Origin of the sequence: Pseudonocardia xinjiangensis (genome assembly GCF_012911925.1) — a bacterium.
Classification (GTDB): domain Bacteria; phylum Actinomycetota; class Actinomycetes; order Mycobacteriales; family Pseudonocardiaceae; genus Pseudonocardia; species Pseudonocardia xinjiangensis.
Genome location: NZ_JAAXKY010000044.1, coordinates 1 through 26,494, shown reverse-complemented (window position 1 = coordinate 26,494; position 26,494 = coordinate 1). Strand labels below are relative to the sequence as shown.

Below are 26,494 nucleotides of genomic sequence, written 5' to 3'. Positions count from 1 at the left end.
TTGTGCATCATTCGGGCGCGCCCAATACACGGCGCCGGCGTTCACCGAGGAATGCGCCGAGGCCGGGATCGCGGGCTCGACAGGAACGGTTGATGACGCGCTGGACAACGTGCTCATGGAGTCCACGATCGGTCTGTGCAAGACCGAGCTGATCGTGCCGGGCGCGCGCGGAACTGGCCGGCCGCGGTCGCCGCTCGATTTCGGACTACTCGTCAGGCCTGTGAGGCGGCGAGCTGCCCGCACGCGGCGGCGATCTCGCGGCCCCGGGTGTCGCGCACGGTGCACGCCACCCCGGCGGCCTGGACCCGTGCGACGAACTCGTCCTGCACGCGTCGGGGCGAGGCGTCCCACTCGCTGCCCGGCGTCGGGTTCAGCGGGATGAGGTTGACGTGCACACGCTTGGTGCCGATCTGCTGGCGCAGGAGCTTGCCGAGCAGGTCGGCCCGCCACGGCTGGTCGTTGACGTCGCGGATCAGCGCGTACTCGATCGACACGCGGCGTCCGGTGGCCTGTGCGTAGCGGCGCGCCGCGTCGAGCACCTCGCTGACCTTCCAGCGGTTGTTCACGGGCACGAGGGTGTCGCGCAGCTCGTCGTCGGGCGTGTGCAGCGACACCGCCAGCGTGACGGGCAGCCCCTCCGCAGCGAGCTTGTCGATCGCCGGCACCAGTCCGACCGTGGACACGGTGACCCCGCGCGCCGAGATGCCCAGGCCGTTGGGAGCCGGCTCGGTGATCCGCCGGACGGCCGCGACGACCCGCTTGTAGTTGGCCAGCGGCTCCCCCATGCCCATGAACACCACGTTGGACAGCCGCGCGGGAGAACCCAGGGCGCCGTCGCGGGCGGCCGCGGCGGCCTGGCGGACCTGCTCGACGATCTCGCCGGTGGACAGGTTGCGCTCCAGCCCGCCCTGGCCGGTGGCGCAGAACGGGCAGGCCATGCCGCAGCCGGCCTGGCTCGAGACACACACGGTGGCGCGGTCCGGGTAGCCCATCAGCACCGACTCGGCGCGGGTGCCGTCGTGGCCCTTCCACAGCGTCTTGCGGGTGGCCCCGTCGTCACAGGACTGCTCCAGCACGGGCGTGACGAGCGGTGGCAGGAGCGTCCGCAGGGTGTCGCGCACACCGGCCGGGAGGTCGGTCATCGCGTCGAGGTCGGCGGTGAGGCGGCCGAAGTAGTGGCGGGCCAGCTGGTCGGCGCGGAAGGCGGGCAGGCCGAGCTCACCGGCCACGGCCCGGCGGTCGGCCGGGTCGAGGTCGGCGAGGTGGCGCGGCGGGGTGGAGCGCCGGGGCGCGTCGAACACCAGAGGCAGGGCAGTCATGACGTTCCCATTGTGCCAGTTCGCCCGGCCTCTCCCCGGCGGCGGAGGGCGTAGGCCAGCACGGCAGCGCCGAGCGCGGGCCCCCATACGGGGAACGGGAACACCAGCAGCAGCACCGGGGAGCCGCTCGCGACCACCATGACGGAGAGCGGGACCGCCGCGACCGTGAACAGCGCCGCCACGAGAGTGCCGGGGACGACCGCCGCCGCGACCGGCACCGGCCGTCCCCGCACCACCGGAACCCAGCGGGGCCAGACCTCGCCCCAGCGGGCGATCAGCCCCGTGGTGAGCACCGCCCCGGCCAGCGCGGCGAGGCCGAGAAGCAGGCCGTGCAGCCGAATCTCCGGCTCCGCGGTCAGAAGGTCCGCGCTGCCGCCCACCGGCCACGGTGTCAGCCAGGTGAGCCGCACCAGGCCGTACGGCAACGCGCAGGCCGCGGCGATCGCCACGGTGACCTTGCCCCAGCGAGCCGCGGCCTCCGGCTTCATCCAGCCCGGGACCGGTCGCCCCGTCGTGGCCCGCAGCACCGTTCGCGTTCCGAGCACACCCCAGAGGAGGCCCCCGACGAGGAAGAACAGCAGGACAGCAGGTGGGCCTGCCTTGTCGGCGGTCCCGACGATGACGTCGAGGTAGCGACGCAGCACTGCGGCATCGGCCAGCCCCGTGGCCCACGCCAGCACTCCCGTCAGCACGAACGCACCCACTGCCCAGGGCCCACCGCGCCACCGCCACGCCCCGGCGACCACCGTCCCGAACAGCACGACCGGCCCGAGCATCGCCATCGCGTAACCGACCAGGGAGAGCGGCTGTATGCCCGGCAGGACCAACCCGAAGACCGCCGCGTACCCGACCGCCGTGGCCACCACGACGGCGGTCACAGCCCGGCTCGGGGCCCGAAGCGCGGCGAGTCCCGAAGCCACCAGCCCCCACCCGCCCGCAACGACGAGTGCAGGCGGCACGGCGGCCTCGGGCACCACGCCCAGCACGGTGCCGAAGGTGTTCCCCTCGCCCGGGCCGAACGGGTAGTGCTGCGGCTGCCACCACCACCACAGGCCGAGACAAGAGGCGAGTGCCGACCAGGTCAGGGCGGCTGTGGACGGGACCGAGGCACGTCTGCGTTCGTGCGTGATGACCATGGGAGAACGATCCGCTCAGCGCGGTGCTACGCCATCCCGGCAGCGAGGGAACCGGGTCCCCCTCAGAGGGGAGTCGCGGCGGCGGTCAGCGGCGCACCCGGCCGCGGGCCTCCGTGAGCAGGCCCGTGCGGTGCGCGGCCGCCACCCACAGCAGGGCGCCGGCCACCATCCCGACCAGACCCTGCGAGTACGTGTTGCCCACGGAGTCGAGGGCGAACAACGCTCCGGCCGCCCCGAGCACCATCAGCGCACCACCTACGGCGAGCAGCGAACGCTCGTCCAGCTGCGACGAGAGGGGCACCAGCGCCACCCCGACCATCGCGCACGCCGCCGGGACCGCCAGCTCGCCGAGGCCGGTGGAGCCGAGCACGGTGCCGGCCACCGCCACGAGGGCCACGGTGATGCCCAGCAGCCGCAGGAAGCGCCCGCGCCCGCCCGGGGGTAGCGGGGATCCCGTGCCGTACCTGCTCCGGAGGGCGACGATCAGCCCGCCGGTGACGCCGAGTCCGGCCGCCAGGATGACGGTGCCGGCACCTGAGTCGAGCGCTGCCGCACCGACCGTCCACCACGCTCCGCCGACGATCGGCTCGAGGTAGGGCAGGTGGGGCTCCACGGGTCCACGCATGCTCCCCACGGTATCCAGCGGACGACACGGGGTGGCGGCGGCACCGTCACGCCGAGCGGAAGGTTTCCTTGCGCCGCACGTGCACGCGGTAGCCCACCGGGACCGTGACGCCCACGGTCTCCGCGACAGCCCGCTCGGCCACCGCGCGGGAGAACTCGATCCGCAGCACCGCCTCACAGGCCGCGCGGTCAGGGAACCGCCACTCGGTCGCGACCCGCCGCATCGAGAAGCCCTGCTGCTCGAAGAAGCGCTCGACGCGTGCCGGGTCGTAGCGCGGGATGTCAGCGCGCATCCACCGCCCGTAGGGCGACACGGTGGCGTCCAGATCGACGATCGCGATCGCCCCACCCGGCCGCAACACCCGCTGCGCCTCGGCGAGGCCGGGCTCGCACCCCGGACCGAAGAAGTACGCGGTGCGCGCGTGCACGAGGTCGACGCTCGCATCCGGGAGCGGGAGCGCTGCGGCGCCGGCCCGCAGCACCCGCGCGCGGTCCCCGACCCGCCGCCGTGCCCGCTCGACCAGCGGCGGATGCGGTTCGACGCCCGTGACCGAGGCCGCCTCCGCCGCGAACACCGGGAGGTGGAACCCGTCACCACAGCCCACGTCGAGGACGTCCGCACCGGCCCACGGCACGAGCTCACGCAGCATCGTCCACACGGCGCCGTCGGAGTCCTGTGCGGCGTTCTCCTGCTCGTAGACCTCGGGCCAGTTCCAGATGTTGGGGCTCGGGATGGCCACGTCCCCCGCGGCTGCCAGGGCAGCGCGCAGCGCCCGCATCAGCGGACGGGGACGACGATGCTGAGCAGCGACCAGGCCACGACGGCGGTGGGCAGCAACGAGTCCAACCGGTCCATCAGCCCGCCGTGACCGGGCAACAGGGTGCCCATGTCCTTGATCCCGAGGTCGCGCTTGACCATCGACTCCACGAGGTCGCCCAGGGTTGCGCTGATCACCAGCGCCGCGCCGGTGAGCGCGCCGGCCCACCAGGCACCGCCGAGCAGGAAGTGGACGCACAGCGCGCCGGCGAGCATGCCGGCGATCTGCGACCCGGCGAAGCCCTCCCACGACTTCTTCGGGCTGATCATGGGGGCCATCGGGTGCCGGCCCAGGAAGACCCCGGCCGCGTAGCCCCCGATGTCGGACGCCACCCCGCAGATCAGGAACGTGAGCACCCGTCCGAGGCCGTCGTCGGCCACCAACATCAGGACGGCGAAGGAGCAGAACAGCGGCACGTACGCGGCGGTGAACAGCCCCGCCGTGACGTCACGGACGTAGTGCAGCGCCCCGGCGCGCATCCGCCACAGCATGATCGCCAGCGCCGTGAGCGCGAACGCGACGGCGAGGCCACGTAGGCCGAACGGCCACGACAGCCACACCATCGCCTGGCCACCGAGCAGCAGCACCACGAACGGCACCTCGATCCCGGCGCCGCGGCGCAGCGCACCCGCGAGCTCCCAGGTGCCGACGGCCGTGGCCATGGCGAGGACGCCGATGAAGAAATGCCGTTGGATCAGCAGGGACGAGAGGATCACCACGCCGAGGGCGACGCCCACGGCGATGGCCGCCGCGAGGTCGCGTCCCGCGCGGGAGGGCCGGCTGGCCGGAGGGACCATGGCCGCGGCTTGGGGGGAGGAGGCCGTCACCGAGTCAGACTTCGAGGAGTTCGGCTTCCTTGTGCTTCACCAGGTCGTCGACCTGGTGGACGTACCGGTCGGTGGTGGCCTGCAACTCCTTCTCCGCCCGCCCGACCTCGTCCTCGCCCGCGTCGCCGTCACGGACTATCCGATGCAACTCGTCCATGGCTTTGCGGCGGATGCTGCGGATGGTGACCCGCGCGTCCTCGCCCTTGCCCCGCGCGACCTTCACCATCTCGCGGCGGCGCTCCTCGGACAGCTGAGGAATGACCACGCGGATGATCTGGCCGTCGTTGCTCGGGTTGAGCCCCAGGTCGGAGTCGCGGATCGCCTTCTCCAGCGCCTTGAGCTGGCCGGAGTCGTAGGGCTTGATGACCGCCATGCGGGCCTCGGGCACGTTGATCGAGGCGAGCTGGTTGATCGGTGTCATCGCACCGTAGTAGTCGACGGCGACTCGGGAGAACATGTTCGGGGTGGCCCGGCCGGTGCGGACGCTCGCAAGATCGTCCTTGGCCACCGAGACGGCCCTCTCCATCTTCTCCTCGGCGTCGAAGAGCGTCTCGTCGATCACGGCTGCTCCCTAGGCTCCTGCGGGTAGTCGGGCGTGCTCACCAGCGTGCCGATCCTCTCACCCCGCACCGCGCGGGCAATGTTGCCCTCCACCAGCAGGTTGAACACGATGATCGGCATCCTGTTGTCCATGCAGAGGCTGAACGCGGTGGCGTCGGCGACCTTGAGCCCCTGCTCCAGAACCTCACGATGGGTGATCTCGTCGAACAGCTTCGCGCTGGGGTCGAGCTTGGGGTCGGCGGTGTAGACGCCGTCGACGCCCTTGGCGAGCAACAGCGCCTCCGCGCCGATCTCCAGCGCGCGCTGCGCGCCCGCCGTGTCGGTGGAGAAGTAGGGCATGCCCACACCGGCGCCGAAGATCACGACGCGGCCCTTCTCCAGGTGCCGGATCGCGCGCCGCGGGATGTAGGCCTCCGCGACCTGGCCCATCGTGATGGCAGTCTGCACCCGCGTGTCGATGTGGTGCTCGCGCTCCAGGAAGTCCTGCAGCGCGAGGCAGTTCATGACGGTGCCGAGCATGCCGATGTAGTCGGCCCGGGCGCGGTCCATGCCGCGCTGCTGCAGCTCGGAGCCGCGGAAGAAGTTGCCGCCGCCGATCACCACCGCGACCTGCGCCCCGGTGGCGACGACCTCGGCGATCTGGCGGGCGACGGTCTCGACGACCCCCGGGTCCACGCCGACGGCCCCACCGCCGAACATCTCGCCGCCGAGCTTGAGCAGCACGCGGCGGAATCCGGGGTGGGCGCCGGCGGGGCCGGTCCGAAGGTCGGTCATGAACGTCCCGTCACTCATCGCGGAGAGGGCGGCCCGATCAGGCCTGGCCGACCTCGAAGCGGGCGAAGTCCTTGACGGTGACGCCCGCCGCGTCCAGCAGCGCCTTCACGGTCTTCTTGGGCTCCTGCACCGACGGCTGCTCCAGCAGGACGACGTCCTTGTAGAAGCCGTTGATGCGGCCCTCGACGATCCGGGGAAGGACCTGCTCGGGCTTGCCCTCCTCGCGCGCGGTGGCCTCGGCGATGCGCCGCTCGTTCTCGATAACGTCGCCGGGCACCTGGTCGCGGGTGGTGTACTGCGGCCGGGCGGCGGCGATGTGCATCGCGACACCACGTGCGGCGTCGTCGTCGGGGCCCTCGTAGGCCACCAGCGCGCCGATGGCGGGCGGGAGGTCGGAGGCGCGCCGGTGCAGGTACAGCGCGACCGGCCCGTCGACGTGGATGTAGCGCTTGAGCTCGAGCTTCTCGCCGATGCGGGCCGACAGCGCCAGCACGGCGTCCTCGACGGTGCCGCCGTCGAGCGGCGCCGCCTTGAGGGCGTCGAGGTCGGCCGGGTGCTGGTCGACGGCAACCCGGAGGACCTTGTCGGCGAGAGCCTGGAAGTCGGCGCTCTTCGCGACGAAGTCGGTCTCGCAGTTGAGCTCGACCATCGTGCCGCCCTCGGCGGCGACGAGGCCGTTGGCGGTGTCGCGCCCTGCGCGCTTGCCGACGTCCTTTGCGCCCTTGATGCGCAGCAGCTCGACGGCCTTGTCGAATTCGCCCTCGGACTCCTCGAGCGCCTTCTTGCAGTCCATCATCCCGGAACCGGTGAGGTCCCTGAGCTTCTTGACGTCGGCGGCGGTGTAGTTCGCCATGGTGCTGCCTCTGGTCCGTTTCTGTTCAGGCGGGTTCGGACGAGCAACGTCCGGGGCCGGCCGGTACGGCCGGCCCCGGACGGAGAGCTGGATCAGCCCGCGGTCTGCTGCGTGCCGTTGCTGGTGGTGGCCGGAGCCGGCTCGGAGGCCGGGTTCGGCGCCTCGGCTGCGGGAGCCGCGGCCGTGAGGCTGGCACCGTCGGAACCGGCTCCGTTGGTGAGCAGGTTCTGCTCCCACTCGGCCAGCGGCTCGTCGCTGCCGACGCCCGCGTCCGGCTTCTCGTCGCCGTCACCACGGGTGCGGGCGGCGCGGGCCATGAGCCCGTCGGCGGCGGCACGCGCGATCACCTTGGTGAGCAGCGCGGCCGAGCGGATGGCGTCGTCGTTGCCCGGAATCGGGAAGTCGACCTCGTCGGGGTCGCAGTTGGTGTCCAGGATGGAGACCACCGGGATGCCCAGCTTGCGGGCCTCACCGACGGCGATGTGCTCCTTCTTGGTGTCCACGATCCAGACCGCACTGGGGACCTTGGTCATGTCCCGGATGCCGCCGAGCGTCTTCTCGAGCTTGGTCTTCTCGCGGGTGAGCATGAGGATCTCCTTCTTGGTGCGACCCTCGAACCCCCCCGTCTGCTCCATCGACTCGAGCTCCTTCATCCGCTGAAGGCGCTTGTGCACGGTCTGGAAGTTGGTGAGCATCCCACCCAGCCAGCGCTGGTTGACGTACGGCATGTTGACGCGGCCCGCCTCGTCGGCGATGGCCTCCTGCGCCTGCTTCTTCGTGCCGACGAACATGATCGTGCCGCCGTGCGCCACGGTCTCGCGGACGAACTCGTAGGCCCGGTCGATGTACGACAGGGTCTGCTGCAGGTCGATGATGTAGATGCCGTTGCGCTCGGTGAGGATGTAGCGCTTCATCTTCGGGTTCCAGCGCCGGGTCTGGTGCCCGAAGTGCACACCTGAGTCCAGCAACTGCTTCATGGTGACGACGGCCACGGCCGGTGCTCACCTCTCGGTCGGGCGTGGCCGCTCGGCGACCACGCGCGCGGTTACGCGGAGCGCCGGATGGCGGCACCGCCCTGGCGTCGCGCCGGTGTCCGGACCCACGTGATGCTTGATGCGGGACCGCCCGTCCACCGTTTCTGCCTGTGGGTCGGACACTGCCGAACCGGGCAAGAACGCGAGCGCGCGAAGTCACCCCTGACAGCAGTCGGGGTGCAAGAGAAGTGTACGCCGGGGCGGCACAGCACCTCTCCTCGCGTCCCCGGGTTGTCCACATGCACTCCCGGCCGTCCACAGCGACGAGGGAACCGGCACCGCGGGCCCATCGCCGGTGCAGGGTGAGGTGTGGCCCGGTACCGACCCAGCACGCGGCCCGGTGGACGCGCGCCCGCCGTGCGCCCGGTGCGGGTACTGGTGACGGCCGTGCTGGCGGCCACCCTGGTCATGGGGTCGGCCGGGGCCGGTTTCCCCGCCGCCGACGCCGCGGCCCCGGCTCCCCCACCCGGCGCCGGTGTCCCCGCTCCCGGGGCCCGGTACGCGTGGCCGCTGCTGCCCGCACCGGCGGTGGTCACCCCGTACCGCGCACCGGCACACCCGTACGCACCCGGGCATCGGGGCGTCGATCTCGCCGGGGCCCCCGGACAGCCCGTCCTCGCCGCACGGGCGGGCACGGTCGTGTTCGCAGGGCCCGTCGCCGGCCGCGAGATCGTGTCGGTTCAGCACGACGACGGCCTGCGCACCACCTACGAGCCGGTGGGTCCGGTGGTCGCCGCCGGGGCCGTCGTCCGCGCCGGGGAGGTGATCGGCCTGCTGAGGCCCGGCCACGCCGGTTGCCCGGCGCAGGCGTGCCTGCACTGGGGCCTGCGCCGGGACCGCACCGACTACCTCGACCCACTCGTGCTGCTGCGCCCACCGCGGGTCCGCCTGCTTCCCGTGCCCGTCCCGTGGCCGGACGGCTGACGTGACCACGAGACGGGTCGCCGTCAACCGACGGCGAGCTCCTCCAGGCGTCCGCGCAGCCGTCCCACCAGCCGCGAGTGGAGCTGGCAGACCCGCGACTCGGTCACCCCGAGCAGCGAGCCGATCTCGGCCAGGGTCCGGTTCTCCAGGTAGTAGAGCCGGACCACGGTGCGGTCCCGCTCACCGAGCTGCTCCACTGCCACCGAGAGCTGCCGCAGCGTCTCGTGGGCCTGCACGATCGTCATGGGGTCGGGGGCGCTCTCGTCGGTGAGCAGCTCCGACACGCCCCCGCTGTTCTCCTCCAGCGCCTCGACGCTGATCAGCTGCACCTGGCGGGTCAGCGAACGCAGCTCGTGCACCGGCACGCCCAACTCGGTGGCCAGCTCCCGATCCGTGGCCGCGCGCAGCAGGCGACCCTCCAGCCGTTCCTGTGCGCGCTCCAGCTCACGGGCCCGCCCACGCACGCTGCGCGGCACCCAGTCCTGCGCCCTCAGCTCGTCGAAGATCGCGCCGCGGATCCGCTGGGTGGCGTAGCTCTCGAACCGCGGGCAGCGCTGCGGGTCGAACCGCTCGATGGCGTCGATGAGCCCGAAGACACCGCACTGCACCAGGTCGGCGTGTTCGACGTAGGACGGCAGCCCGGCGGCCACCCGATGGGCCACCGACCGGACCAACGGCGTGTAGTGCACCACCAGGCGGTCGCGGAGCGCACGCGTCCGCTGCGCCAAGTAAGCGGTCCACACGTCGTCGACCGGGGACTGCTCGATCGCGCCGTTCTCGGGCTCGACGGGCTCCGGATGCTCGTCCGCAGGCGCGACCGGGGCGGTGACCACCGGGCCCGCCACGGCTCTGAGCTGCACCGATTGGACCAGGACGCCATCACGCCCTGGGGTGCGCCTGCTCATGTACCACCTTCAGCCGCTCGACTGTCACGTGTGTGTAGAGCTGAGTGGTCGCTAGCTTAGCGTGACCGAGCAACTCCTGTACGTAACGGAGGTCCGCGCCGCCCTCCAACATGTGCGTGGCGGCCGCGTGCCGCAGGCCGTGCGGCCCGACGTCCGGCGCGCCCGGCACCGCGGTGAGGGCCCGATGCACCACGTCACGGGCCACTCGAGGGTCCAACCGGCCTCCGCGGGCACCGAGCAGCAGGGCGGGCGGCGACTCGCTGCGCACCAGCGCCGGGCGGCCCGTGTCGAGCCATCGGCGCAGCGCGGCTTCGGCGGGCACCCCGTAGACGACCGTGCGCTCCCGGTCGCCCTTGCCGATCACCCGCAGGGCGCGCCGGTCGCCGTCGACGTCGTCGAGATCGAGGCTGCACAGCTCCGCGACACGGACGCCCGTGGCGTAGAGCAGTTCGAGGACCAGCAGGTCGCGCAGCGCGACGGGCTCCCCCTCCGCCGCACCCGAGCCGGCGGCGTCGAGCACCGCCGCCGCTTCCGCCGCCGTGGGCACGTCCGGCAGCGCCGGGCGCGGGCGCGGGGACACCAGCCGGGCTCCGGGGTCGGTGGTGATCCGGCCGCTGCGCCGGGCCCACGCGGTGAAGGTGCGGGCGGCCGCCGCCCGGCGGGCAAGGGTGGACCGGGCCGCGCCCGCCCCGTGCCCGGCGGCCAGCCAGCGACGCAGCACCGGAAGGTCGAGCTCCGGCAGATCGGTGACGTCGGCCAGCAGCCCTGTCAGGTCGGCCCGGTAGGCCCGCACGGTGTGAGGAGAGCGGCCGCGCTCCAACTCCAGGTGCCGGAGGAACTCCTCCAGAGCCTCCGCGACACCGGGCGCGAGCTGCGGCGGCATGGTCACAGGTCGACGGTGGGCGGCCGAACGCTCCTGGTCAAGAGCCTGCGGAGATCTTCTCGCACTGCATACAGTAGGCATGGGCGGCCGGGCTTCCCCCGCGGGCAACCGTGACCGCGGACGGCCGCGCGGGCAGATGGCTACGGCCCCCGTTCCGCTGCGGGCGCCGCGGTCTCTCCCGCCGATCCGGCCTCCAGCGAGCACAGCAGGTCGGCCAGTCCCCCTGCCGCCCGGCCGCGAAGACGTGCGCTGGTGCGCACCCGCACCGCGGTGGGCCTTGCCAGCACGTGGCCAGCGGCGCGGAGCCGCCGCCAGAGGCCGTGGTCCTCGCCGGAACCGTCCGGCGGGAAGCCGCCGACGGCGAGGTAGGCGTCGGCGCGCACACCGAGGTTCGCGCCGTAGACGTGGGCGTGCCGGTCGCCGTCGAGACCGGCACGGACCAGCGCGCGGTAGCGCTGCTGCGCCACGACCGAGAGGTGGTGCGCGCCGGAGAGCTCGGTCAGACCGGCCACGCCGGACACCCCGGGCGCGGCGTGCCGCAGGTGGGCGAGAGCCCAGTCGGGCGGCACCGTCGTGTCGGCGTCGGTGTGCAGGAGCCACGTGGCCCCGGTGGGATACGCGCGCAGACGCTCCAGTGTCAGGCGGACCCCCAGGTCACGGACCGCACCGACGCCCGAGCCGGCAACGATGTATGCCGGTTCGGGACCCGCCGCTCCACCCACGCGCCTGCCCCCGAGCGCCGCGATGCGCAGGGCCGCCAGCTCCGGCCAGCTCCGTTCCCACTCCTCGACGAGCGTGGGCGTGTCGTCGGTGCAGCGGTCGAGCACGACGGTGACCGCGCTCGCGATTCCCACCGGCAGCCGGGCCAATGCCGTCCGGACGCTCTGCAGGCACGCGCCGATGTGTTCCTGCTCGTTGTGGGCGGGGACGACCACGCCGACCGCGGTGATCGGGCGGACGCTCACCGGCGCCGGAGGACATGCAGGAGGAACTCCTCGTCGGTGTGCTCCACGAGCACGTCGAGCTCGGGGCGCGCACACAGCACCCGGTGGGTGGCGGCCGCATCCCGGGGCGCCTCGGCCGGCCAGCCGCGCCAGTGCACCACGACGACGTCGCCGCCCTGTTCCAGGGCGGCGAGGGTGCGGTCGAGCGTGGCCTCGAGCGCTGGGGCGCCCAGGTAGTAGAGGATCTCGCTGAACACGACGAGGTCCACCGCTTCGCCCGGCACGGCGTCCGGGAGTGCCGCGACCGTGACGTGGGCGGTCGGCGCGTCGCGGCAGAGGCGGCGGGCGCGTTCGACGGCCGCCGGTACCGGGTCGGACGCGAGCACCCGCCGGCAGCGACCGGCGAGCTCGAGAGTGAGCTCACCGGTGCCACAGCCGGGCTCGAAGGTTGTGCGGTAGCGCTCCCGGGGCAGGCTCGCCAGCACGACACCGCGTTTGCGGCGCTCGTACCAGGAGTCCGTGTCCCACGGGTCGTGCCCTCCGTCGTAGAGCGTGGTGAACCGCTCGACCGGCGCCGAGTGGACGCGGGGTTCCCGGAACAGCAGGTCGACGTCGCGATCGACGTGCTCCAGCAGGCCCGCGGCGAGGACCGGAGGGGACCCGTCGGGGCCGGGCCCCACCTGCGATGCGAAGCAGACGACGGCACGGCGGCGGATCGCCCTGGCCGGCTCGTCGAGCGCCACCACCCGAGCCCGCTCCCACGGCACCGCGGGGTCGCCAGGCTCGGTCCATGCCCACGTCCAGATGGGGTAGGACCAGCCGTGGGCCGTGACCGGTGCCGCCGCGGCCGCGGCGGCACCGGCCGCCTGGTGGTCGGGATGCGGGTCGCCGGGCCACGGCGCGAGATACGCGTCGGCGTCGGCGAGCAGAGGTTCCAGCGCTTGCCGCAGCGCGTCGGCATGCTCCTGCAGTGCCGAGTCGGGAAGGCCGAGCCAGTGGACCGGCACCTCGGCCAGTCCCTGCACCTCCAGCGCCGCGGCCAGCTCGGCGCGCCGCGCGGTCCCGAGCTCCCGGCGCGCCGCCTCCCCCAGCCCCGGATAGGCGGCCTCGCCGTCGGTGGCGACCACCAGCGTGATCACCGCCCCTGCCGCATGCAGAGCCCGGAGGACGCCTGCGGCGCCGAGGGTCTCGTCGTCCGGATGGGCGGCCACGACGACGACGCGGTCGTGCGCGTCCACGTCGAACGGTGGCAGCCGGTGCGCCCGGATCGCATCGCTCCATGAGCCCGGCGAGGTGATGGCTCGCCCGGCAGCCGTCGTGTCGCTCACCGGCCGTTCCTCATGGCGACGACGGCAGCTCCCAGAGCCGCGTAGTCGCGCTCGCCGTGGTGTTGGCGGATGTAGAGCGACAGGTCCGCCAGTGCCTGTGCGAGACGGCCGTCGCGGCTGAGCGGGGCGGCGCCGACCATCCGCGGCACCCGTTCGACCACCTCACGGGCGATCCGCTCGACCGCGCACCGGACCTCCGCGAGTTCCCGCGCCTGGGCAGCACCCAGCGAGGCGCCGAGTGCTCCCGCGCTGAGCTCCGCTGTTGCGGGTGCGGCTGTTGCGGGTGCTGCTGTGGCGGGCGCTGGTGAGTCCGACACCGCTGGGGCGGGTGCCGCTCCGTTCGCTGCTGGGGGGTCGAGGGCTCGCGCTGTGCGAGTGAGCAGGGCGGACGCGGCCTCCATGAGGGCATGCAGCTCACCGACGTGAGCGAGTTGGTGAGGATCGGGCTCCGGCGGGAGATGGCCGACGGCACGGTCGAGCACGCCTGCCGCACCGCCCCACCACACCGCCGCGACGCCCCCTCCGCCCGCGAGGAAGCCCGGCCGGGCGGTGTACCAGCCGTCCTGGGCGACCAGCGAGGCGGCCGGGACCAGGACGTCGTCGAACCGGACGTCGGCGGTGTCGGCGCCGGCCATCGCAGCGGTCGCCCAGGTGCTGGGATCGGGAACGACGCCCGGCTGGTCCAACGCGATGTCGACCAGCACCGGGCCGTCGCCCCGGGCGGGCACGGGCGCGTCGGCGACGACCAGCGCACGGTCGATGGTGCGCGCCCCCGAACAGAAGCGGACCGTGCCGTGCAACCGCAGTTCGTCGCCGGAGGCGACGAGCCGGGCGCCGGTGCCGGCCGACCGGGCGGCCCACACACCGTAGAGGGCGCCGGGGCGCCGATCATGTCCGGCCTCGGCCAGGATCGCGACGGCGTCGGTGTGACCTTCCGCGAGCCGGGCCAACCCCAGATCGCGACGGCCCCACTCCGCAAGCCGGCTCCATCGCTGTGCCGTGCGGCCCGCTCGGGGAAGGGGGAACTCGAGCGCTCCGGCTGCGAGCAGCGCCCGCAGCTCGCTCTCGAGGGGGCCGGCCGCTGAGGGCTGAGCCACCTCCGACTGCGCACTCATGATCGGCCGCACAGGTGGACGTTCCCACCGGCAGTGGTGAGCAATCCTCGACGCAGGTGTCGCGTAGTTCACTGCTCGTCACCCCGCGGGCGCCGCCAGCGGCCGTCGCAGTGCTCCACGAGGCCGCGCCGCTCCAGATCGACGAGGGCGACGCGAACCGCGCCGATCGGCACCCCGGCCTCCATGGCGAGCCATCGCGTCTCCCGGTGCGCGCGGGCGGGGAGCGCGTCGTGCACCACGGCCGCGACGGGATCGAGCCCGTCGGTGGGCCGCTCGATCCCGGAACCGGGTGTCTCGGCCAGGTCGAGCCCGAGCCGGCCGACGGCTTCCAATACCTCCTCGGTGCGGGTGACCAGGAGCGCTCCCTCACGGATCAGCCGGTGGCAGCCCGCCGAGAGCCCCGACGTGACGGCCCCAGGCACCGCCATCACGAGCCTGCCGAGCGCCGTGGCGTCGGCCGCCGTGCGTTGCGCGCCGCTGCGCAGTCCGGCCTCCACCACGAGCGTGCCTGCCGCCATGCCCGCGATCAGCCGGTTGCGGACGAGGAACCGGTGGCGTCCGGGAACGGATCCGGGCGGGTACTCACTGACGACCAGCCCGCTCCCCGCGATCCGCTCGAGCAGCATCTGGTGGGCCGCCGGGTAGGCCCGGTCGACCCCGCAGGCGAGGACCGCGACGGTGGGGCCCTCGACGCCGAGAGCCCCGCGGTGGGCCGCGCCGTCGATCCCGATCGCGGCGCCGGACACCACGGTGAACCCGCGGTCGGCCAGGCCCGCGGAGACATCCCCCGCCACGTGGCTGCCGTAGCCGGTGGCCGCGCGGGCACCGACGACGGCGACGGACTGTTCGCAGAGAGCGGCGAGCCGGCCCGGCCCTCGGACCCACAGCGCCAGCGGCGGCGCGAGCTCCCGCCGGCCGCTGACCTCGAACGCGGCGAACGGCCAGTGCGGCCACTCGGCGTGCTCGGGGGTGAGCAGCCGAGCACCCGCCGCTGCAGCGGCGGCGAGGTCGGCCTCGGCCCGCCGGACCGCCCGGCGGGCACTCGTCTCCCCCGCCACCGGCTCGCTCACCCGCCCCTCGTGAACCCTCCGGGCGGCCTCGACCGGCCCGATCTCGGCCACCAGCCGGGCCAGTGCGGGTGCGGGTGGCTCGGCCACCCGGGAGAGGTAGGCGCGCGCGAGCAGCACGTCCTGCGCCACGGGGGGCACACCCGTCGGGCTCTGCTCGCTCATGCCGCCCTCCGGTCGCGGAAGAACAACGCGGTCTCGACGAGCTCCTGGTCGGGCCGCTCACGGCCGGCCAGGTCGGCGAGAGTCCACGCGACCCGCAGCGCACGGTCGGCGCCGCGCGCGGTGAGCTCGCCGGCGCGCAACCCGGCGTCGAGCGGCCGCACCGCGCTGCGCGGGAGCGCGAACCGGGTGCGCAGTACGGGGCCGGGAACCTCGGCGTTGGTGCGCCATCCCTGCCCGGCCCAGCGCTCGGCCGCGGCCGCCCGGGCCGCAAGTACCCGGGCCCGCACCGTGGCCGTGCTCTCGGCGAGGCCCGAGGCGTCGGAGAGCGCGGTGACCGGGAACATCCGGGCCCGCAGGTCGACGCGGTCGAGCAACGGGCCGGACAACCGGCCGAGGTAGCGCCGGCGCACCAGCGACGAGCAGATGCAGTCGCGGTCGTGGGCGGGGGCGCAGGGGCACGGGTTGGCGGCGAGGACGAGCTGGAAGCGCGCCGGGTACTGCACGGTGCCGTCGGCGCGGGCGAGCCGGACCTCACCCTCCTCGAGCGGGGTGCGCAGGGCGTCGAGCAGGGTGGCTCCCCATTCCGGTGCCTCGTCCATGAACAGGACACCCCGGTGCGCGAGCGAGACCGCTCCCGGGCGCGCCAGCCCGCTGCCGCCTCCGATGAGCGCCGCCATCGAGCTGGAGTGGTGGGGCGCCACCAGCGGCGGCACGGTGCTGAGCCCGCTCCCCGGCGGGAGCTTCCCCGCCACCGACCGCACGGCGGCGAGCGCGAGCGCCTCGTCGTCGGCCAGCCGGGGCAGCAGCCCGACGAACCGCTGGGCGAGCATGGTCTTGCCGGTGCCCGGCGGCCCGACGAGCAGGACGTGATGGCCACCGGCCGCCGCGATCTCCAGGGCGTGCCGGGCGTCGTCCTGCCCGACGACATCGGCGAGGTCGGGCGGCTCGGGACCGTCGTGCTCCTGGGCCGCGACCGGGGCGCGCAGGCTGTGGTTGCCTCGCAGGAACGCCAGCACCTCGGTGAGGCTGCGCGCCCCGCGGACGTCGATGCCGTCCACCAGCGCTGCCTCCGGCAGGGCGGCCTCGGGCACCACCACCCGCCTCATCCCGGCGGCGCGGGCCGCCAGGAGGCACGGCAGCACGCCGCGCACCGGGCGCAGCCTGCCGTCCAGCGCGAGCTCGCCGAGCAGCACCGTGCCGTCGAGCGCCGACTGCTCCACCACCTCGGTGGTGCGGAGGATGCAGCAGGCGAGGGCCAGGTCGAACCCGCTGCCGGTCTTGCGGAGCGTGGCGGGTGACAGCGCCAGCACGATGCGCTCGTTGGGCCACACCCGCCCGGAGTTGACGATGGCGGCCCGCACCCGGTCCTTCGACTCGTGCAGTGCCGCGTCCGGCAGGCCCAGCAGGTGGACCCCCGGCAATCCGCCACCGACGTCGGCCTCGATCTCGACGACGCGGCCCTCCACCCCGAGCAGGGCGACCGACCACGCCCGCGCGAGGCCCATCAGAACGCCGCCTCGTAGTGCTGCACCGTGACCGGCCTGCCCGGCTCGGCGACGACCGCGAGCACGTCGAACCGGATCTCGCACCACCGCACCTGGTGGGCGGCCAGCCAGGCCTGGGTGATCCGCCGGATGCGGGCGGCCTTGCGCCGGTCGACGGCCTCGGCCGGCTCACCGAACCGGACGCTGGAGCGCGTCTTGACCTCGCACACCACCAGCCGGTCGGCATCGGTGGCGACCAGATCGAGCTCGCCGTGCCGGCACCGCCAGTTGCGGGACAGGACCACGAGACCCCGTTGCTCCAGGTATCGCGCCGCGAGGTCCTCCCCGTGGCGCCCGAGCACGTCCTTCGCTGCCATGCCGACAACGATCGACGTCCGGGGTGGCCTGGGACAGCCCGTTCCCGCAACTGTGGACAGTCCGGGGGTGAGGGGGACAACGTCGTCCCGGGGAGCCCGGACGCGACCCCGATGTCGGAGCGACGGTGTAGGGCGGGCGCGTCAGGTGGTGGAGTCGTGCACGAGGCGGCCGGCGAACCAGGTCTGCAGCACGCGCGTGTCGTGGATGTCCTGCACGGGGATCTCGAAGAGGTTCCGGTCAAGCACGATGAAGTCGGCCGACAGCCCGACCGCGAGGCGCCCGACCTCCTCGCCGAGCCCCATGGCCCGCGCCGGGTTCGCCGTGTGCGCCTCGACGGCGGTGGCGAGGTCCAGAGCCTGGTCGGGGTTGAGCGCGCCGGGGAAGCCCGGGTCCGGGCTGCGGCGCGTCACCATCGTCTCGATGCTGAGCCAGGGGTTCGGCATGGGCATGGCGGCAGGCCAGTCGGAGCCCGCCGCCAGGAGGGCGCCCGACTCCGTGAGCTCACGCAGCGGCCACATGCGGTCCATCACGTGGTCCGGCACCTGCTGTCCGATGATCTCGGTCATCGGGCTGGGGAACCACAGCACGGGTGACGCGTCGGCCACGACGCCCAGTTCGGCGAACCGGGCCACGTCGTCGGGGTGCACGAACTCGGTGTGGGCGATGTGGAAGACGGGTGCGCCGCCGTGCCGGACGCGCATGATCTCGACGGCGTCGAGGACCTGACGCACCGTGCCGTCGGCGGTGGCGTGCAGCTTGACGTGCAGCCCCCGCCCGACCGCCTGCTCCATCAGGTCGAGGAGATCCTCGTCGGTGAACCACGATTCGCCGCTGAACGTCCCGGCACAGGCACAGGTCCGCTGCGGATCCGGCTTGTAGGGCTCCAGGAACTTCGACGTGCGCGTCATCGGCACCCCGTCGAGCACCGCCTTGACGAAGTTCGGACGAACATGGACGGAACGGCGCGAATCCGCGGAATCGAACAGTTCGGGGCCGACCGGACCGGATTCGATGAATTCCCGCGCCGGCATCGAACCGACGATCCACGCGTCGAGCTCATCCGCATTGTCGAGCTCGGTGAACACGTCGAGCCACCATCCCATTGTGGCGGCGTCCTGCGTGGCGGTGACCCCGCACGCGTTGAGGATCGACACCGCCGTGCGGGCCGACCGCAGATCACGGGCGTGCACGTCCGCCGTGCTCCTGCGGACGGCGAGCTCCCCCACGGTGGACGCGTGTTCGAAGAGCAGCCCGACGAGCCGGCCGTCGACATCGCGCCCGTACCGCCCGTCCTTCGGGTCCGGGGTGCTGTCGTCGACACCCATGATCACCAGTGCGCGGGAGTTGACCCACCGGTGGTGCAGGGAGGCCTCCCGCAGCAGCACGGGCCTGCCGTGGCCCGCCGCGTCGATCGCCGCCAGCATCTCCGCGGTCCCGGCCGCCTCCAGCACATGGCCGCCGACGACGCCGCCGACCACCCACTCGTCCGGCCCGACCTCCTGCGCCCGGGCCGCGACCGCCGCCAGGATCTCCTCCGGGCCGGCCATCGGGGACAGCGCCAGCTCCCACGCCGCCTGCTGGCCCGCGAACCCGACGTGCGTGTGGACGTCGACGAGCCCCGGCATGACCATGGCTCCCCCGACGTCGACGGACGTGGTGCCGGCACCGGCGAGGGCCTCCACGTCGGCGTCGTCGCCGACGGCGACGATCCTCCCGTCCCGGACGGCGAGGGCATTCGCCCAGGGGCGGCGGTGATCGAGGGTGTAGACGACGGCGCCCCGCACGATCATGTCGGCGGGGCGCTCTCGACGAGTGTCCACGAAGTTTCTCACCTTTCCTCGTGCAGTCCGCTGCGCATGCTATTCAGCGGCTACCGGAAAGGCGCGACGGGATCGCGCGAACAAATGTGCCGAACTGCCGGAAAAGGATTCAGGAACCGAACTGGTCACCCTCTGGTAACCGCAGGTCCGGCTTGTCCAGCTCCTCCACGTTGACGTCCTTGAAGGTGAGGACCCGGACGTGCTTGACGAACCGCGCAGGCCGGTACATGTCCCACACCCAGGCGTCGGACATCCGCACCTCGAAGTAGATCTCCCCGTCCGCGTTCCGGGCGGCCACGTCCACGGAGTTGGCCAGGTAGAACCGCCGCTCCGTCTCCACGACGTAGGAGAACTGGGCGACGATGTCCCGGTACTCCTTGTAGAGCGTGAGCTCCATCTCGGTCTCGTACTTCTCGAGATCCTCGGCGCTCACGGTTCCATCCCTCCTTCGGCACCCACCTCGGACAACCCGATGGCGAGCGACCCATTGTGGACCAGGGCAGTGGGGAGGCCGACGGCGGCAGCGGCCTCGAGGGCCGCGACGTCCGCAGTGACGTCGTCGCCGCGGGCGGCCCGCACGTTGACGAACGAGTAGCGGTGCACCCGGCTCGGCCCGTGCTCCACGAGCGCGGCGTCGTGCAGCGACGTGCAGTAGCCCTTGTGCTCGGCGAACCCGTACTGCGGAAACTCGCCGTGCAGGGCGACCATGATGCGGTCCCGGGTGACCTTGGCCAGCACCGACGCCGCCGCGACGCACGCCGCCACCTGGTCGCCCTTGGGCACAGCGAGCGCGGGGCTGCCGAAGCCGCGAACCGGGAACCCGTCGGTGAGGACGTACCCCGGCCGCGCGGTCAGACCGGCCACGGCCCGGCGCATGCCCTCGATGTTGGCCACGTGCACGCCGCGGCGGTCCACCTCCTCCGGCGGTATGACGACCACGCAGTGGTCCTGCGCCCACCGCGTGATCAGCGTGAAGTACTGCTCGCGCGCCGCCGGGGTGAGCAGCTTGGAGTCGGTGAGGCCGTCGAGCCGTTTGGCGTCCCCGGGCCGCAGGACACACGCCGCGACGACCAGCGGCCCGGCACAGGCGCCGCGACCCGCCTCGTCGACGCCCGCCACCGGTCCGAGACCGTGCCGCTGCAGGGTGGACTGCAAGGTCCAGCTACCCGCGGATCGACGCACGACGGCACGCGCGGGACGGAGCTCGGGGGGCAGGGCCGGCCGAGCGGAGCGGCGGGCCGGAGAGCGGCGTGGGGCAGGGCGTGCGGGCATCAGTTGAGCAGTCTCCACCGGGCGGACAGGGGCGGGCGACAGGGGCCCGGCGGTCGGACGCCGGACGGGCGGGGCCCCGCTCAGACGCGGGACCGGCCGGGGAGGAAGCCCCATAGCTCCGCATCGGGCCGGTGCAGCCTGCGCCGCCACAGGGCCAGCGGCAACGTGCCCACCAGCCCGAGCCCGAGCGGTGCCCCGGCCGGCGCGCCCGGTGCGGGCATGCCGACCGCGGTGGACTGCGGGTCGATCGACGCGATCCACCCGAAGCGGGAGAGCGGCAACACGATCACCCGTGCCTTCCCGATCACGTTCGCCACCGGGACGGGCCCGTGGTCGGGGACCCGCGAGTCGGCGGAGTTGTTGCGGCTGTCGCCCATCATCCACAGCTCGCCCTCGGGCACCGTGATCGGCCCGAAGTAGGTCTGCTTCGGCGGCCCGGCTGCGGGCAGGTAGTAGATGTAGGGCTCGTCGAGCGGTTCACCGTCGACCATCACGCGGCCCCGGGAGTCGCAGCACGACACGGTCTGGCCGCCGACCGCGATCACGCGTTTGACGAAGTCCTTCTCGTCGGGTGGGGCGAGACCGATCAGCGATCCCAGCCCCTGAAGCGCCCTGGTCACCGCGTTGGTGGGCTCCTGGACGCTGATCTCGCTGCTCCAGCTGTCCGGGCCGCGGAACACCACGACATCGCCGGGCGCCGGGTCGGTGAAGCGGTAGGTGATCTTGTCGACGAGCACGCGGTCGTTGTTGCATCCGGTGCAGCCGTGGAGCGTGGTCTCCATCGAGCCCGACGGGATCACGTAGACCTTGGCGAGGAAGGTCTGGATGAGGAACGTCAGGACCAGCGCCACCACGATGAGCAGCGGCAGTTCCTTCCAGAAGGTCGGTCGCCTGCGACGCCCGCTGCGGAGCTTGCCGCTGCTCGGCGGATCGCCGTCGTCGCCTCCGGAACGCGTGGACGGAGCAGCGCCTGCGCGGCGCCGGTGCCGGCCGGGAATCTCCGAGTAGGAGTCGTCGTCCGCGCCGATCAGGTCGTGGTGGACGACCGTCGGCTCGTCGTCGGCCGGGTCGTGGCGCCGCGGGGGCACCGGCCGGTCGACGGGACGGCGCCCGTTGGTAGGCGGCCCGGCCGGACGGCGCGGCGAAGACGGGAGAGGCGCACCAGGGCCACCGCGGCCGGGAACGCCGTTCTGCGGCCCTCTGACGGCCTGCTGCCCGCCGTACGGCGACGCAGCCCCGGGCCGTGCCGGCGGCATGCCGGGCGACGATCCACCAGGAGCCTGCGGCCCGACGCGCGCCCCGGGGTACTGCCCCTCGGGCCGCGCTGACGCCGGCTGGTCCGCCGGCGAGTAACGCCGGGGCGGGGCCCGTCGGTCGTCGGGGAGCTCGGGTAGGGCCACGCCCACGAGGCTACGTCAACCTGACCGGTGTGGTCAGGACGCGGACGGTGTCTCGCGCTTCTCCTTGATCTTCGCGGCCTTGCCGCGGAGCTCACGGAGGTAGTAGAGCTTCGCCCGGCGGACGTCGCCGCGGGTGAACAGCTCGATCTTGTCGAGGTTCGGCGAGTGCACCGGGAAGGTGCGCTCCACGCCCACGCCGAACGACACCTTGCGGACCGTGAAGGTCTCCCGCACCCCGGCACCCTGGCGTCGGATGACGACGCCCTGGAACACCTGGACGCGCGAGCGAGTGCCCTCGACGACCTTCACGTGCACCTTGAGCGTGTCCCCCGGCCGGAAGGCGGGGATGTCGGAGCGCAGCTGCTGTGCGTCCAGGGCGTCCAGGGTGTTCATCGCGAAGATCCGTCCTCGGTCCGTGATAGCGGTCGTGCGGGGGCGCCGTTCCCACTCAGGTCTGGTGGCGCCGACGGGCTCGACGAGTCGTCGAGCGCTGGCAACCCGTCCATAGTGCCAGACGCGATCCGGCACGGTGAAATCACCCGTCCGAGATGCGGTCGAGGAACGCTCGGTCGTTGTCGTCGAGCGCATCCTCGGGCAGGAGAGCGAGCAGATCGGGGCGGCGCGCCGCCGTGCGTTCGAGGGCGCGGTCGCGGCGCCAGCGCGCGATCAGGGCGTGGTTGCCGCTGCGGAGCACCTCGGGGACGTCGAGCCCGCGCCAGCTCACGGGCCGGGTGTAGGCGGGCCCCTCCAGGAGCCCGTCGGAGAAGGAGTCCTGCTGCGCGGACTCCGGGTTGCCGAGCACCCCGGGCAGCAGGCGCACGATCGCCTCGACCATCACCAGCACGGCCGCCTCGCCGCCGACGAGTACGTAGTCCCCGATGCTCACCTCGTCGACGGGCATCCGGGTGGCGGCGTCGTCCATCACCCGCTGGTCGATCCCCTCGTAGCGGCCGCAGGCGAACACCAGGCGCGGCTCGGTGGCCCAGGCCTCCGCGGTGGCCTGGGTGAACGGCCGGCCGGCCGGGGTGGGCACCACCAGCCGCGCCGGACCGTTCTGCGCCAGCACGTCGTCGAGCGCCTGCCCCCACACCTGCGGGCGCATCACCATCCCGGGACCGCCGCCGTACGGGGAGTCGTCCACGGCCTGGTGGACGTCGCGGGTCCAGCTCCGCAGGTCGTGCACCGCCAGGTCGACGAGCCCGGCCCCGATCGCCCGGCCCAGCAACGCCTCCCGCAGGGGCGCGAGGTAGGCCGGGAAGATGGTGACGACGTCGATCCGCACCGGGGCACCGTACGCGGCGGGTCAGCCCGCCCGGCGGCCGCGGACGAGCTCCTCGACGATGATCCGCGTGGCGTCCTGCCGCACTCCCCGCGAGACGAGGATGTCGTGCGCGGCCCCGGTGGCGGAATGCAGCATGCCGAGCAGGATGTGCTCGGTGCCGATGTAGTTGTGCTTGAGGTGCAAGGCCTCGCGCAGGGCGAGCTCCATCACCTTCTTCGCCGTGCGGTCGAACGGGATGTGCCCCCTCGGGCGACGGCCCGCCGCAGCCCGGGTCCGGTCCAGCGCCCCGGGGCCGAAGGCCTCCTCCACCTGGCGGCGCACCTCGTCGAGGTCGATGCCGAGCGTGGCCAGCGCCTCGGCGTCGGGGATCGGGGTGCCGTCCGGTCGCAGCTTCCCGACCTCGGCCTCCACGACGTCGCGGTCGACGCCGAGCGCTCCCAGGACGGTGACGGCCAGGTTGTCCGGTACGGCGAACAACGCAGCCAGCAGGTGCTCGCTGCGGATGGCGTCGGCCCCGCGCTCTCTCGCCTGCTTCTGCGCGCCGACCACCACCAGGCGCGCCTTCTCCGTGAAACGTTCGAACATCTCCGCTCCCCTCAGAACCCGAACCGGCGGTACTTCTTGTGGACGGCCTGCCTGCTCACCCGCAGCACGTCCGCGATCTGCTGCCAGGACCAGCCCTGCGCTCGGGCGTTGGTGACCTGCAGCTCCTCCAACGACTCCAACAGCCCCCGCAGGGACGCCACCGCCGCCAACCCGACGGCCGGGTCCCTGCTGGACGCCGCCGCCGCGACCTGTGTCGCATCCGTCATGGGTGTCAACCTACGTTGACAGTGGCGGCGTTGTCAACCCTGGTTGACAGTCCGGAAACGACAGGGGGGTGGCACCGCGGACGTCGAACGTCGGCGGTGCCACCCCGCTGGGAGGAAGCAGAAAGCGGTGAGGAGGTCAGGTCACGTCGAGCAGGCCCTCGGGAGGGGTGAGCACCACGCGCCCGCCGTCCAGGTCGACGGTGGGCACGATCGGGCGCACGAACGGCACGAGCGCGTCCGGCAGGTCGGGACGGGCCAGCACGAGCAGCTCCCCACCCGGGCCGTAGATCACCTCACGGACCGTCCCCACGACGGAACCGTCCTCCAGCTCGGCCCGCAGACCCTCGAGCTGGTGGACGTGGAACTCGTCCGGATCCGTGGGCGGTGCCACGGCGTCGGTGCTGATCAGCAGCCGGGCACCCCGCATCGTCTCGGCCGCGTTGCGGTCGGGCACCTCGACGAAGCGCACGAGGAGCCTCCCCGAGTGCGGCCGGGCGGACTCGACGGTGAGCGGGCCGTCCGGAACCCCGGCGCGGCGTGCGGTGAGCACGGCGCCGGGGGCGAACCGTTCGTCCGGTGAGTCGGTGTGCACGTCGACGACGAGCTCGCCGCGCAGGCCGTGGGCCCGGGCGACGACACCCACGAGCAGCTCGGTGGTGCCGGAGTCGTGCCGGGTGCCGTTACCGGTCGGTGTCGACGACATCGACCCGCACGCCCCGGCCTCCGATACCCCCGACGACGGTGCGGAGCGCGGTGGCCGTGCGGCCGCCCCGGCCGATCACCTTGCCGAGGTCCTCCGGGTGCACCCGAACCTCGAGGGTGCGTCCCCGGCGTGTGGTGACGAGCTCCACCTGCACGTCGTCCGGGTGGTCGACGATGCCCCGGACGAGGTGGTCGAGCGCGTCCGCGAGGACACTCACGACTCGGTGGCCTCAGTGGCCGAGGTGGCCTCACCCTCGGCGGAGTCGGCCTTCGGCCGGCGGTCCCCGCGCTTGCGCGGCGTCGTGGCCTCCGTGGTGGGCTCCTCGCCCGCCGCGGCGAGTGCCGCCTGGAAGCGCGCGAGGCGGTCGACCTTCTCCTTCTGCGGCTTCAGGGTGCCCTCGGTGCCGGGCAGGCCCTTGAACTTCTGCCAGTCGCCGGTGATCTCCAGCAGGTGCTGCACCGGGTCGGTGGGCTGCGCACCCACACCGAGCCAGTACTGCGCCCGCTCCGAGTCGACCTCGATCAGGCTCGGCTCGTTCTTCGGGTGGTACTTGCCGATGGTCTCGATGGCCCGGCCGCTGCGGCGGTTGCGGGCGTCGGCCACGACGATGCGGTAGTACGGCTGACGGATCTTGCCCAGTCGCATCAGCTTGATCTTGACGGCCACGCTGGTGGGTGCTCCTCGCGGATCATGGTGCTTCGGGTGAGTCCGCGCGGCTCGCGTGGGGTTACGGGCTGCGCTTCGTCGACGTGTGGTGGCCGCGGCACGGTAGAGGGCCAGCCGCAGAGCCGATCCACCATTCTGCCAGACGCACTGGCGCCGCGACGCACGGAGCCGCCCGATCCGCCCGTACGGCCGTCACCCGGCCGGCATGACCCCCAGCAGCCCGAGCATCAGCACGACGCCGGGCAGCAGGTTGTTGACCTGGTGGGCGACGATGCTGGGAAGCAGCCTGTCCGAGTAGAGGCGCGCCACCGCGATCGGGATCGCGACCACGAGCAGCAGCGGCGTCCGCGTGAACTCGAAGTGGGCCATCGCGAACAGCAGGGTGGTCACGGCGAAGGCCACCCAGCGGTTCGCCAGCCGCTCGACCCCGCCCCACAGCAGCCCGCGGTAGACGATCTCCTCGCACAGCGGCGCGAGGAACACCACGATGACCAGCACGACCACGGCGAGCACCGGGCCGGTCCTGATCGAGCCGAAGACGTCACCGACCGCCGAACTGGCGTCCTGCCCGACGATCGAGACGTACACGAGCGACGCCGGGATCGTCACGGCGAGGCCGCCCAGCCCGAACGCGAGGCCCAGTCCGACATCGCGCCACGACCACTGCAGGTGCAGGTCGATCCGCGGTCCGTTGCCGCGCAGCACGGTGATCAGCACCGCCGTGCCGGCCGCGAGCACGGTGGGCACCGCCAGCGCGATGATGAGGCTGCCGACCATCGGCACGTCCCCGAGCACGGCCCAGCCGACCAGCACGGAGGTGAGCAGGAACACGGCTTCGACGAGCACGTAGGCGCCGAGGCCCCACCGGTGGGTGCGGACCGGGAAGGGGCCGCGCGCCCGGCCCGCGGGGCGCGTGGCCGCCGGCCCCGCCGGCGGAGGACCCGGCGGCAGGGCACCGGGGTAGGGCCCCGGCGGGAAGGCGTTCGCCGGGTAGCCGCCCGGGGGGTAGCCGCCCGGGGGGTACAGCTCCCACGGGTGCGGGCCGGGCGGAGGCGGACCGGGCGGGTACGGGCCGGGGCCGCCCGGGGCGTAGGCGCCGGGGCCCTCGGGACGGGCGACAGGTTCGGCCGGTGGGGCCGGATACGTGAGCGCGGCACCCGGCGCAGCAGGTGCCGCCGCGCCCGGGGCCGGCTCCGGAGGCCGCGGGGACCACTCCGGCGCGCTCCAGGGGGAGCCCACCGCCGTGCCGTGGCCGTTCGAACCGGCACCGTTGCTGCCGTTCGGGCCGCTGCCGTTCGAGCCGCTGCCGTGGGGACCGCTGCCGTTGCCGCCGCCTGCCGGGCCTCCGTCGACGGGGCCGGCCGCGCTGTCGGTCGGACCCGCGCCGGCCGGGTCGCTGG

Annotated in this window: 30 protein-coding genes and 1 pseudogene; 2 read left to right on the top strand and 29 right to left on the bottom strand. The window is 73.3% G+C overall.

The genetic code is table 11. The features are described from left to right. Positions 1 to 19 precede the first annotated feature (19 nt). A pseudogene (locus HF577_RS15360) lies at positions 20 to 181 on the top strand (IS3 family transposase); the annotation flags it as partial. Positions 182 to 212: 31 nt separating this feature from the next. Here the strand turns inward: HF577_RS15360 and rlmN are convergent. The 9 genes from rlmN to rpsB all read right to left on the bottom strand — a co-directional run bounded on the left by rlmN (position 213) and on the right by rpsB (position 7,904). After that, positions 213 to 1,319: a 23S rRNA (adenine(2503)-C(2))-methyltransferase RlmN gene (gene rlmN, locus HF577_RS15355; RefSeq protein WP_169396529.1), complete on the bottom strand. Its 1,107-nt coding sequence runs from the start codon at positions 1,317 to 1,319 to the stop codon at positions 213 to 215. After that, positions 1,316 to 2,455 carry a hypothetical protein gene (locus HF577_RS15350; RefSeq protein WP_169396528.1) on the bottom strand — a complete coding sequence of 380 codons (1,140 nt, stop codon included), beginning with the start codon at positions 2,453 to 2,455 and terminating at the stop codon, positions 1,316 to 1,318. The genes rlmN and HF577_RS15350 overlap by 4 nt, the downstream gene beginning before the upstream one ends. 85 nt (positions 2,456 to 2,540) lie before the next feature. Then, positions 2,541 to 3,080 (bottom strand): hypothetical protein, encoded by a 540-nt coding sequence (locus HF577_RS15345; protein ID WP_169396527.1) that lies wholly within the window; start codon positions 3,078 to 3,080, stop codon positions 2,541 to 2,543. Between the two features lie 46 nt (positions 3,081 to 3,126). Beyond that, complete coding sequence (locus HF577_RS15340; RefSeq protein ID WP_169396526.1) at positions 3,127 to 3,858, bottom strand: class I SAM-dependent methyltransferase; 732 nt, start codon at positions 3,856 to 3,858, stop codon at positions 3,127 to 3,129. After that, positions 3,858 to 4,694, bottom strand: a complete 837-nt coding sequence (locus HF577_RS15335) for a phosphatidate cytidylyltransferase (RefSeq protein WP_169396551.1) — start codon at positions 4,692 to 4,694, stop codon at positions 3,858 to 3,860. Before HF577_RS15335 ends, HF577_RS15340 begins: the two co-directional genes overlap by 1 nt. 34 nt (positions 4,695 to 4,728) lie before the next feature. Further along, entirely contained in the window at positions 4,729 to 5,286 is a 558-nt protein-coding gene (gene frr / locus HF577_RS15330) for a ribosome recycling factor (RefSeq protein WP_169396525.1), read from the bottom strand. Next, on the bottom strand, positions 5,283 to 6,059 hold the full coding sequence (gene pyrH / locus HF577_RS15325) for a UMP kinase (RefSeq protein ID WP_169396524.1): 777 nt from the start codon (positions 6,057 to 6,059) through the stop codon (positions 5,283 to 5,285). Before pyrH ends, frr begins: the two co-directional genes overlap by 4 nt. Before the next feature lie 37 nt (positions 6,060 to 6,096). Next, positions 6,097 to 6,912, bottom strand: a complete 816-nt coding sequence (tsf, locus tag HF577_RS15320) for a translation elongation factor Ts (protein ID WP_169396523.1) — start codon at positions 6,910 to 6,912, stop codon at positions 6,097 to 6,099. Between the two features lie 92 nt (positions 6,913 to 7,004). Next, positions 7,005 to 7,904, bottom strand: coding sequence for a 30S ribosomal protein S2 (rpsB, locus tag HF577_RS15315; RefSeq protein WP_169396522.1), 900 nt, complete (start codon positions 7,902 to 7,904; stop codon positions 7,005 to 7,007). 351 nt (positions 7,905 to 8,255) lie between these two features. On the opposite strand from rpsB, the gene HF577_RS15310 reads away from it, so the two are divergent. Next, entirely contained in the window at positions 8,256 to 8,870 is a 615-nt protein-coding gene (locus HF577_RS15310; RefSeq protein WP_312859152.1) for a M23 family metallopeptidase, read from the top strand. A gap of 23 nt (positions 8,871 to 8,893) precedes the next feature. Here HF577_RS15310 and HF577_RS15305 read toward each other — a convergent pair whose 3' ends face one another. The 20 genes from HF577_RS15305 to HF577_RS39275 form a co-directional block, all read right to left on the bottom strand. Continuing rightward, positions 8,894 to 9,730: a FliA/WhiG family RNA polymerase sigma factor gene (locus tag HF577_RS15305; protein ID WP_312859151.1), complete on the bottom strand. Its 837-nt coding sequence runs from the start codon at positions 9,728 to 9,730 to the stop codon at positions 8,894 to 8,896. A gap of 19 nt (positions 9,731 to 9,749) precedes the next feature. Beyond that, a complete protein-coding gene (locus HF577_RS15300) occupies positions 9,750 to 10,658 on the bottom strand; it encodes a tyrosine-type recombinase/integrase (protein ID WP_169396549.1) in 909 nt (302 codons plus the stop codon). Between the two features lie 140 nt (positions 10,659 to 10,798). Then, entirely contained in the window at positions 10,799 to 11,623 is an 825-nt protein-coding gene (locus HF577_RS15295; protein ID WP_169396520.1) for a glycosyltransferase, read from the bottom strand. Continuing rightward, on the bottom strand, positions 11,620 to 12,930 hold the full coding sequence (locus tag HF577_RS15290) for a bifunctional PIG-L family deacetylase/class I SAM-dependent methyltransferase (RefSeq protein WP_312859150.1): 1,311 nt from the start codon (positions 12,928 to 12,930) through the stop codon (positions 11,620 to 11,622). Before HF577_RS15290 ends, HF577_RS15295 begins: the two co-directional genes overlap by 4 nt. Next, positions 12,927 to 14,027, bottom strand: a complete 1,101-nt coding sequence (locus HF577_RS15285; protein ID WP_169396519.1) for an acyl-CoA dehydrogenase family protein — start codon at positions 14,025 to 14,027, stop codon at positions 12,927 to 12,929. Before HF577_RS15285 ends, HF577_RS15290 begins: the two co-directional genes overlap by 4 nt. Positions 14,028 to 14,113: 86 nt before the next feature. Then, positions 14,114 to 15,277 (bottom strand): DNA-processing protein DprA, encoded by a 1,164-nt coding sequence (gene dprA, locus HF577_RS15280; RefSeq protein WP_169396518.1) that lies wholly within the window; start codon positions 15,275 to 15,277, stop codon positions 14,114 to 14,116. Beyond that, complete coding sequence (locus HF577_RS15275) at positions 15,274 to 16,782, bottom strand: YifB family Mg chelatase-like AAA ATPase (RefSeq protein ID WP_169396517.1); 1,509 nt, start codon at positions 16,780 to 16,782, stop codon at positions 15,274 to 15,276. The genes dprA and HF577_RS15275 overlap by 4 nt, the downstream gene beginning before the upstream one ends. After that, positions 16,782 to 17,138: a YraN family protein gene (locus tag HF577_RS15270; protein WP_169396516.1), complete on the bottom strand. Its 357-nt coding sequence runs from the start codon at positions 17,136 to 17,138 to the stop codon at positions 16,782 to 16,784. The genes HF577_RS15275 and HF577_RS15270 overlap by 1 nt, the downstream gene beginning before the upstream one ends. 141 nt (positions 17,139 to 17,279) lie before the next feature. Further along, positions 17,280 to 18,959, bottom strand: a complete 1,680-nt coding sequence (locus tag HF577_RS15265; RefSeq protein WP_312859149.1) for an amidohydrolase — start codon at positions 18,957 to 18,959, stop codon at positions 17,280 to 17,282. 109 nt (positions 18,960 to 19,068) lie between these two features. Then, positions 19,069 to 19,392, bottom strand: a complete 324-nt coding sequence (locus HF577_RS15260) for a DUF2469 domain-containing protein (RefSeq protein WP_169396515.1) — start codon at positions 19,390 to 19,392, stop codon at positions 19,069 to 19,071. Continuing rightward, entirely contained in the window at positions 19,389 to 20,141 is a 753-nt protein-coding gene (locus HF577_RS15255; protein WP_312859148.1) for a ribonuclease HII, read from the bottom strand. Before HF577_RS15255 ends, HF577_RS15260 begins: the two co-directional genes overlap by 4 nt. A gap of 170 nt (positions 20,142 to 20,311) precedes the next feature. Then, on the bottom strand, positions 20,312 to 21,319 hold the full coding sequence (gene lepB, locus HF577_RS15250; protein WP_312859147.1) for a signal peptidase I: 1,008 nt from the start codon (positions 21,317 to 21,319) through the stop codon (positions 20,312 to 20,314). A gap of 345 nt (positions 21,320 to 21,664) precedes the next feature. After that, on the bottom strand, positions 21,665 to 22,024 hold the full coding sequence (gene rplS / locus HF577_RS15245) for a 50S ribosomal protein L19 (RefSeq protein ID WP_169396512.1): 360 nt from the start codon (positions 22,022 to 22,024) through the stop codon (positions 21,665 to 21,667). 142 nt (positions 22,025 to 22,166) lie between these two features. Then, positions 22,167 to 22,913: a tRNA (guanosine(37)-N1)-methyltransferase TrmD gene (gene trmD / locus HF577_RS15240; RefSeq protein ID WP_169396511.1), complete on the bottom strand. Its 747-nt coding sequence runs from the start codon at positions 22,911 to 22,913 to the stop codon at positions 22,167 to 22,169. Positions 22,914 to 22,934: 21 nt separating this feature from the next. Continuing rightward, positions 22,935 to 23,498, bottom strand: coding sequence for a Clp protease N-terminal domain-containing protein (locus HF577_RS40170; protein ID WP_169396510.1), 564 nt, complete (start codon positions 23,496 to 23,498; stop codon positions 22,935 to 22,937). An 11-nt stretch (positions 23,499 to 23,509) separates the two neighbouring features. Beyond that, positions 23,510 to 23,725 carry a helix-turn-helix domain-containing protein gene (locus tag HF577_RS15230; protein WP_169396509.1) on the bottom strand — a complete coding sequence of 72 codons (216 nt, stop codon included), beginning with the start codon at positions 23,723 to 23,725 and terminating at the stop codon, positions 23,510 to 23,512. 136 nt (positions 23,726 to 23,861) lie between these two features. Continuing rightward, positions 23,862 to 24,428 carry a ribosome maturation factor RimM gene (rimM, locus tag HF577_RS15225; RefSeq protein ID WP_169396508.1) on the bottom strand — a complete coding sequence of 189 codons (567 nt, stop codon included), beginning with the start codon at positions 24,426 to 24,428 and terminating at the stop codon, positions 23,862 to 23,864. Next, positions 24,406 to 24,645: an RNA-binding protein gene (locus HF577_RS15220; protein ID WP_169396507.1), complete on the bottom strand. Its 240-nt coding sequence runs from the start codon at positions 24,643 to 24,645 to the stop codon at positions 24,406 to 24,408. Before HF577_RS15220 ends, rimM begins: the two co-directional genes overlap by 23 nt. After that, positions 24,642 to 25,094, bottom strand: coding sequence for a 30S ribosomal protein S16 (gene rpsP, locus HF577_RS15215; protein WP_169396506.1), 453 nt, complete (start codon positions 25,092 to 25,094; stop codon positions 24,642 to 24,644). The genes HF577_RS15220 and rpsP overlap by 4 nt, the downstream gene beginning before the upstream one ends. Positions 25,095 to 25,286: 192 nt before the next feature. Beyond that, a partial coding sequence (locus tag HF577_RS39275; protein WP_211174320.1) for a CPBP family intramembrane glutamic endopeptidase occupies positions 25,287 to 26,494 on the bottom strand: 1,208 nt, incomplete at its 5' end.

Bases quoted from the DNA above. Each gene is read 5' to 3' on its own strand.
- rlmN (WP_169396529.1), bottom strand. From the start codon at position 1,319: ATGACTGCCCTGCCTCTGGTGTTCGACGCGCCCCGGCGCTCCACCCCG.
- HF577_RS15350 (WP_169396528.1), bottom strand. From the start codon at position 2,455: ATGGTCATCACGCACGAACGCAGACGTGCCTCGGTCCCGTCCACAGCC.
- HF577_RS15345 (WP_169396527.1), bottom strand. From the start codon at position 3,080: ATGCGTGGACCCGTGGAGCCCCACCTGCCCTACCTCGAGCCGATCGTC.
- HF577_RS15340 (WP_169396526.1), bottom strand. From the start codon at position 3,858: ATGCGGGCGCTGCGCGCTGCCCTGGCAGCCGCGGGGGACGTGGCCATC.
- HF577_RS15335 (WP_169396551.1), bottom strand. From the start codon at position 4,694: ATGGTCCCTCCGGCCAGCCGGCCCTCCCGCGCGGGACGCGACCTCGCG.
- pyrH (WP_169396524.1), bottom strand. From the start codon at position 6,059: ATGACCGACCTTCGGACCGGCCCCGCCGGCGCCCACCCCGGATTCCGC.
- tsf (WP_169396523.1), bottom strand. From the start codon at position 6,912: ATGGCGAACTACACCGCCGCCGACGTCAAGAAGCTCAGGGACCTCACC.
- HF577_RS15300 (WP_169396549.1), bottom strand. From the start codon at position 10,658: ATGCCGCCGCAGCTCGCGCCCGGTGTCGCGGAGGCTCTGGAGGAGTTC.
- dprA (WP_169396518.1), bottom strand. From the start codon at position 15,277: ATGAGCGAGCAGAGCCCGACGGGTGTGCCCCCCGTGGCGCAGGACGTG.
- HF577_RS15275 (WP_169396517.1), bottom strand. From the start codon at position 16,782: ATGGGCCTCGCGCGGGCGTGGTCGGTCGCCCTGCTCGGGGTGGAGGGC.
- HF577_RS15270 (WP_169396516.1), bottom strand. From the start codon at position 17,138: ATGGCAGCGAAGGACGTGCTCGGGCGCCACGGGGAGGACCTCGCGGCG.
- rplS (WP_169396512.1), bottom strand. From the start codon at position 22,024: ATGAACACCCTGGACGCCCTGGACGCACAGCAGCTGCGCTCCGACATC.
- HF577_RS40170 (WP_169396510.1), bottom strand. From the start codon at position 23,498: ATGTTCGAACGTTTCACGGAGAAGGCGCGCCTGGTGGTGGTCGGCGCG.
- HF577_RS15230 (WP_169396509.1), bottom strand. From the start codon at position 23,725: ATGACGGATGCGACACAGGTCGCGGCGGCGGCGTCCAGCAGGGACCCG.
- rimM (WP_169396508.1), bottom strand. From the start codon at position 24,428: ATGTCGTCGACACCGACCGGTAACGGCACCCGGCACGACTCCGGCACC.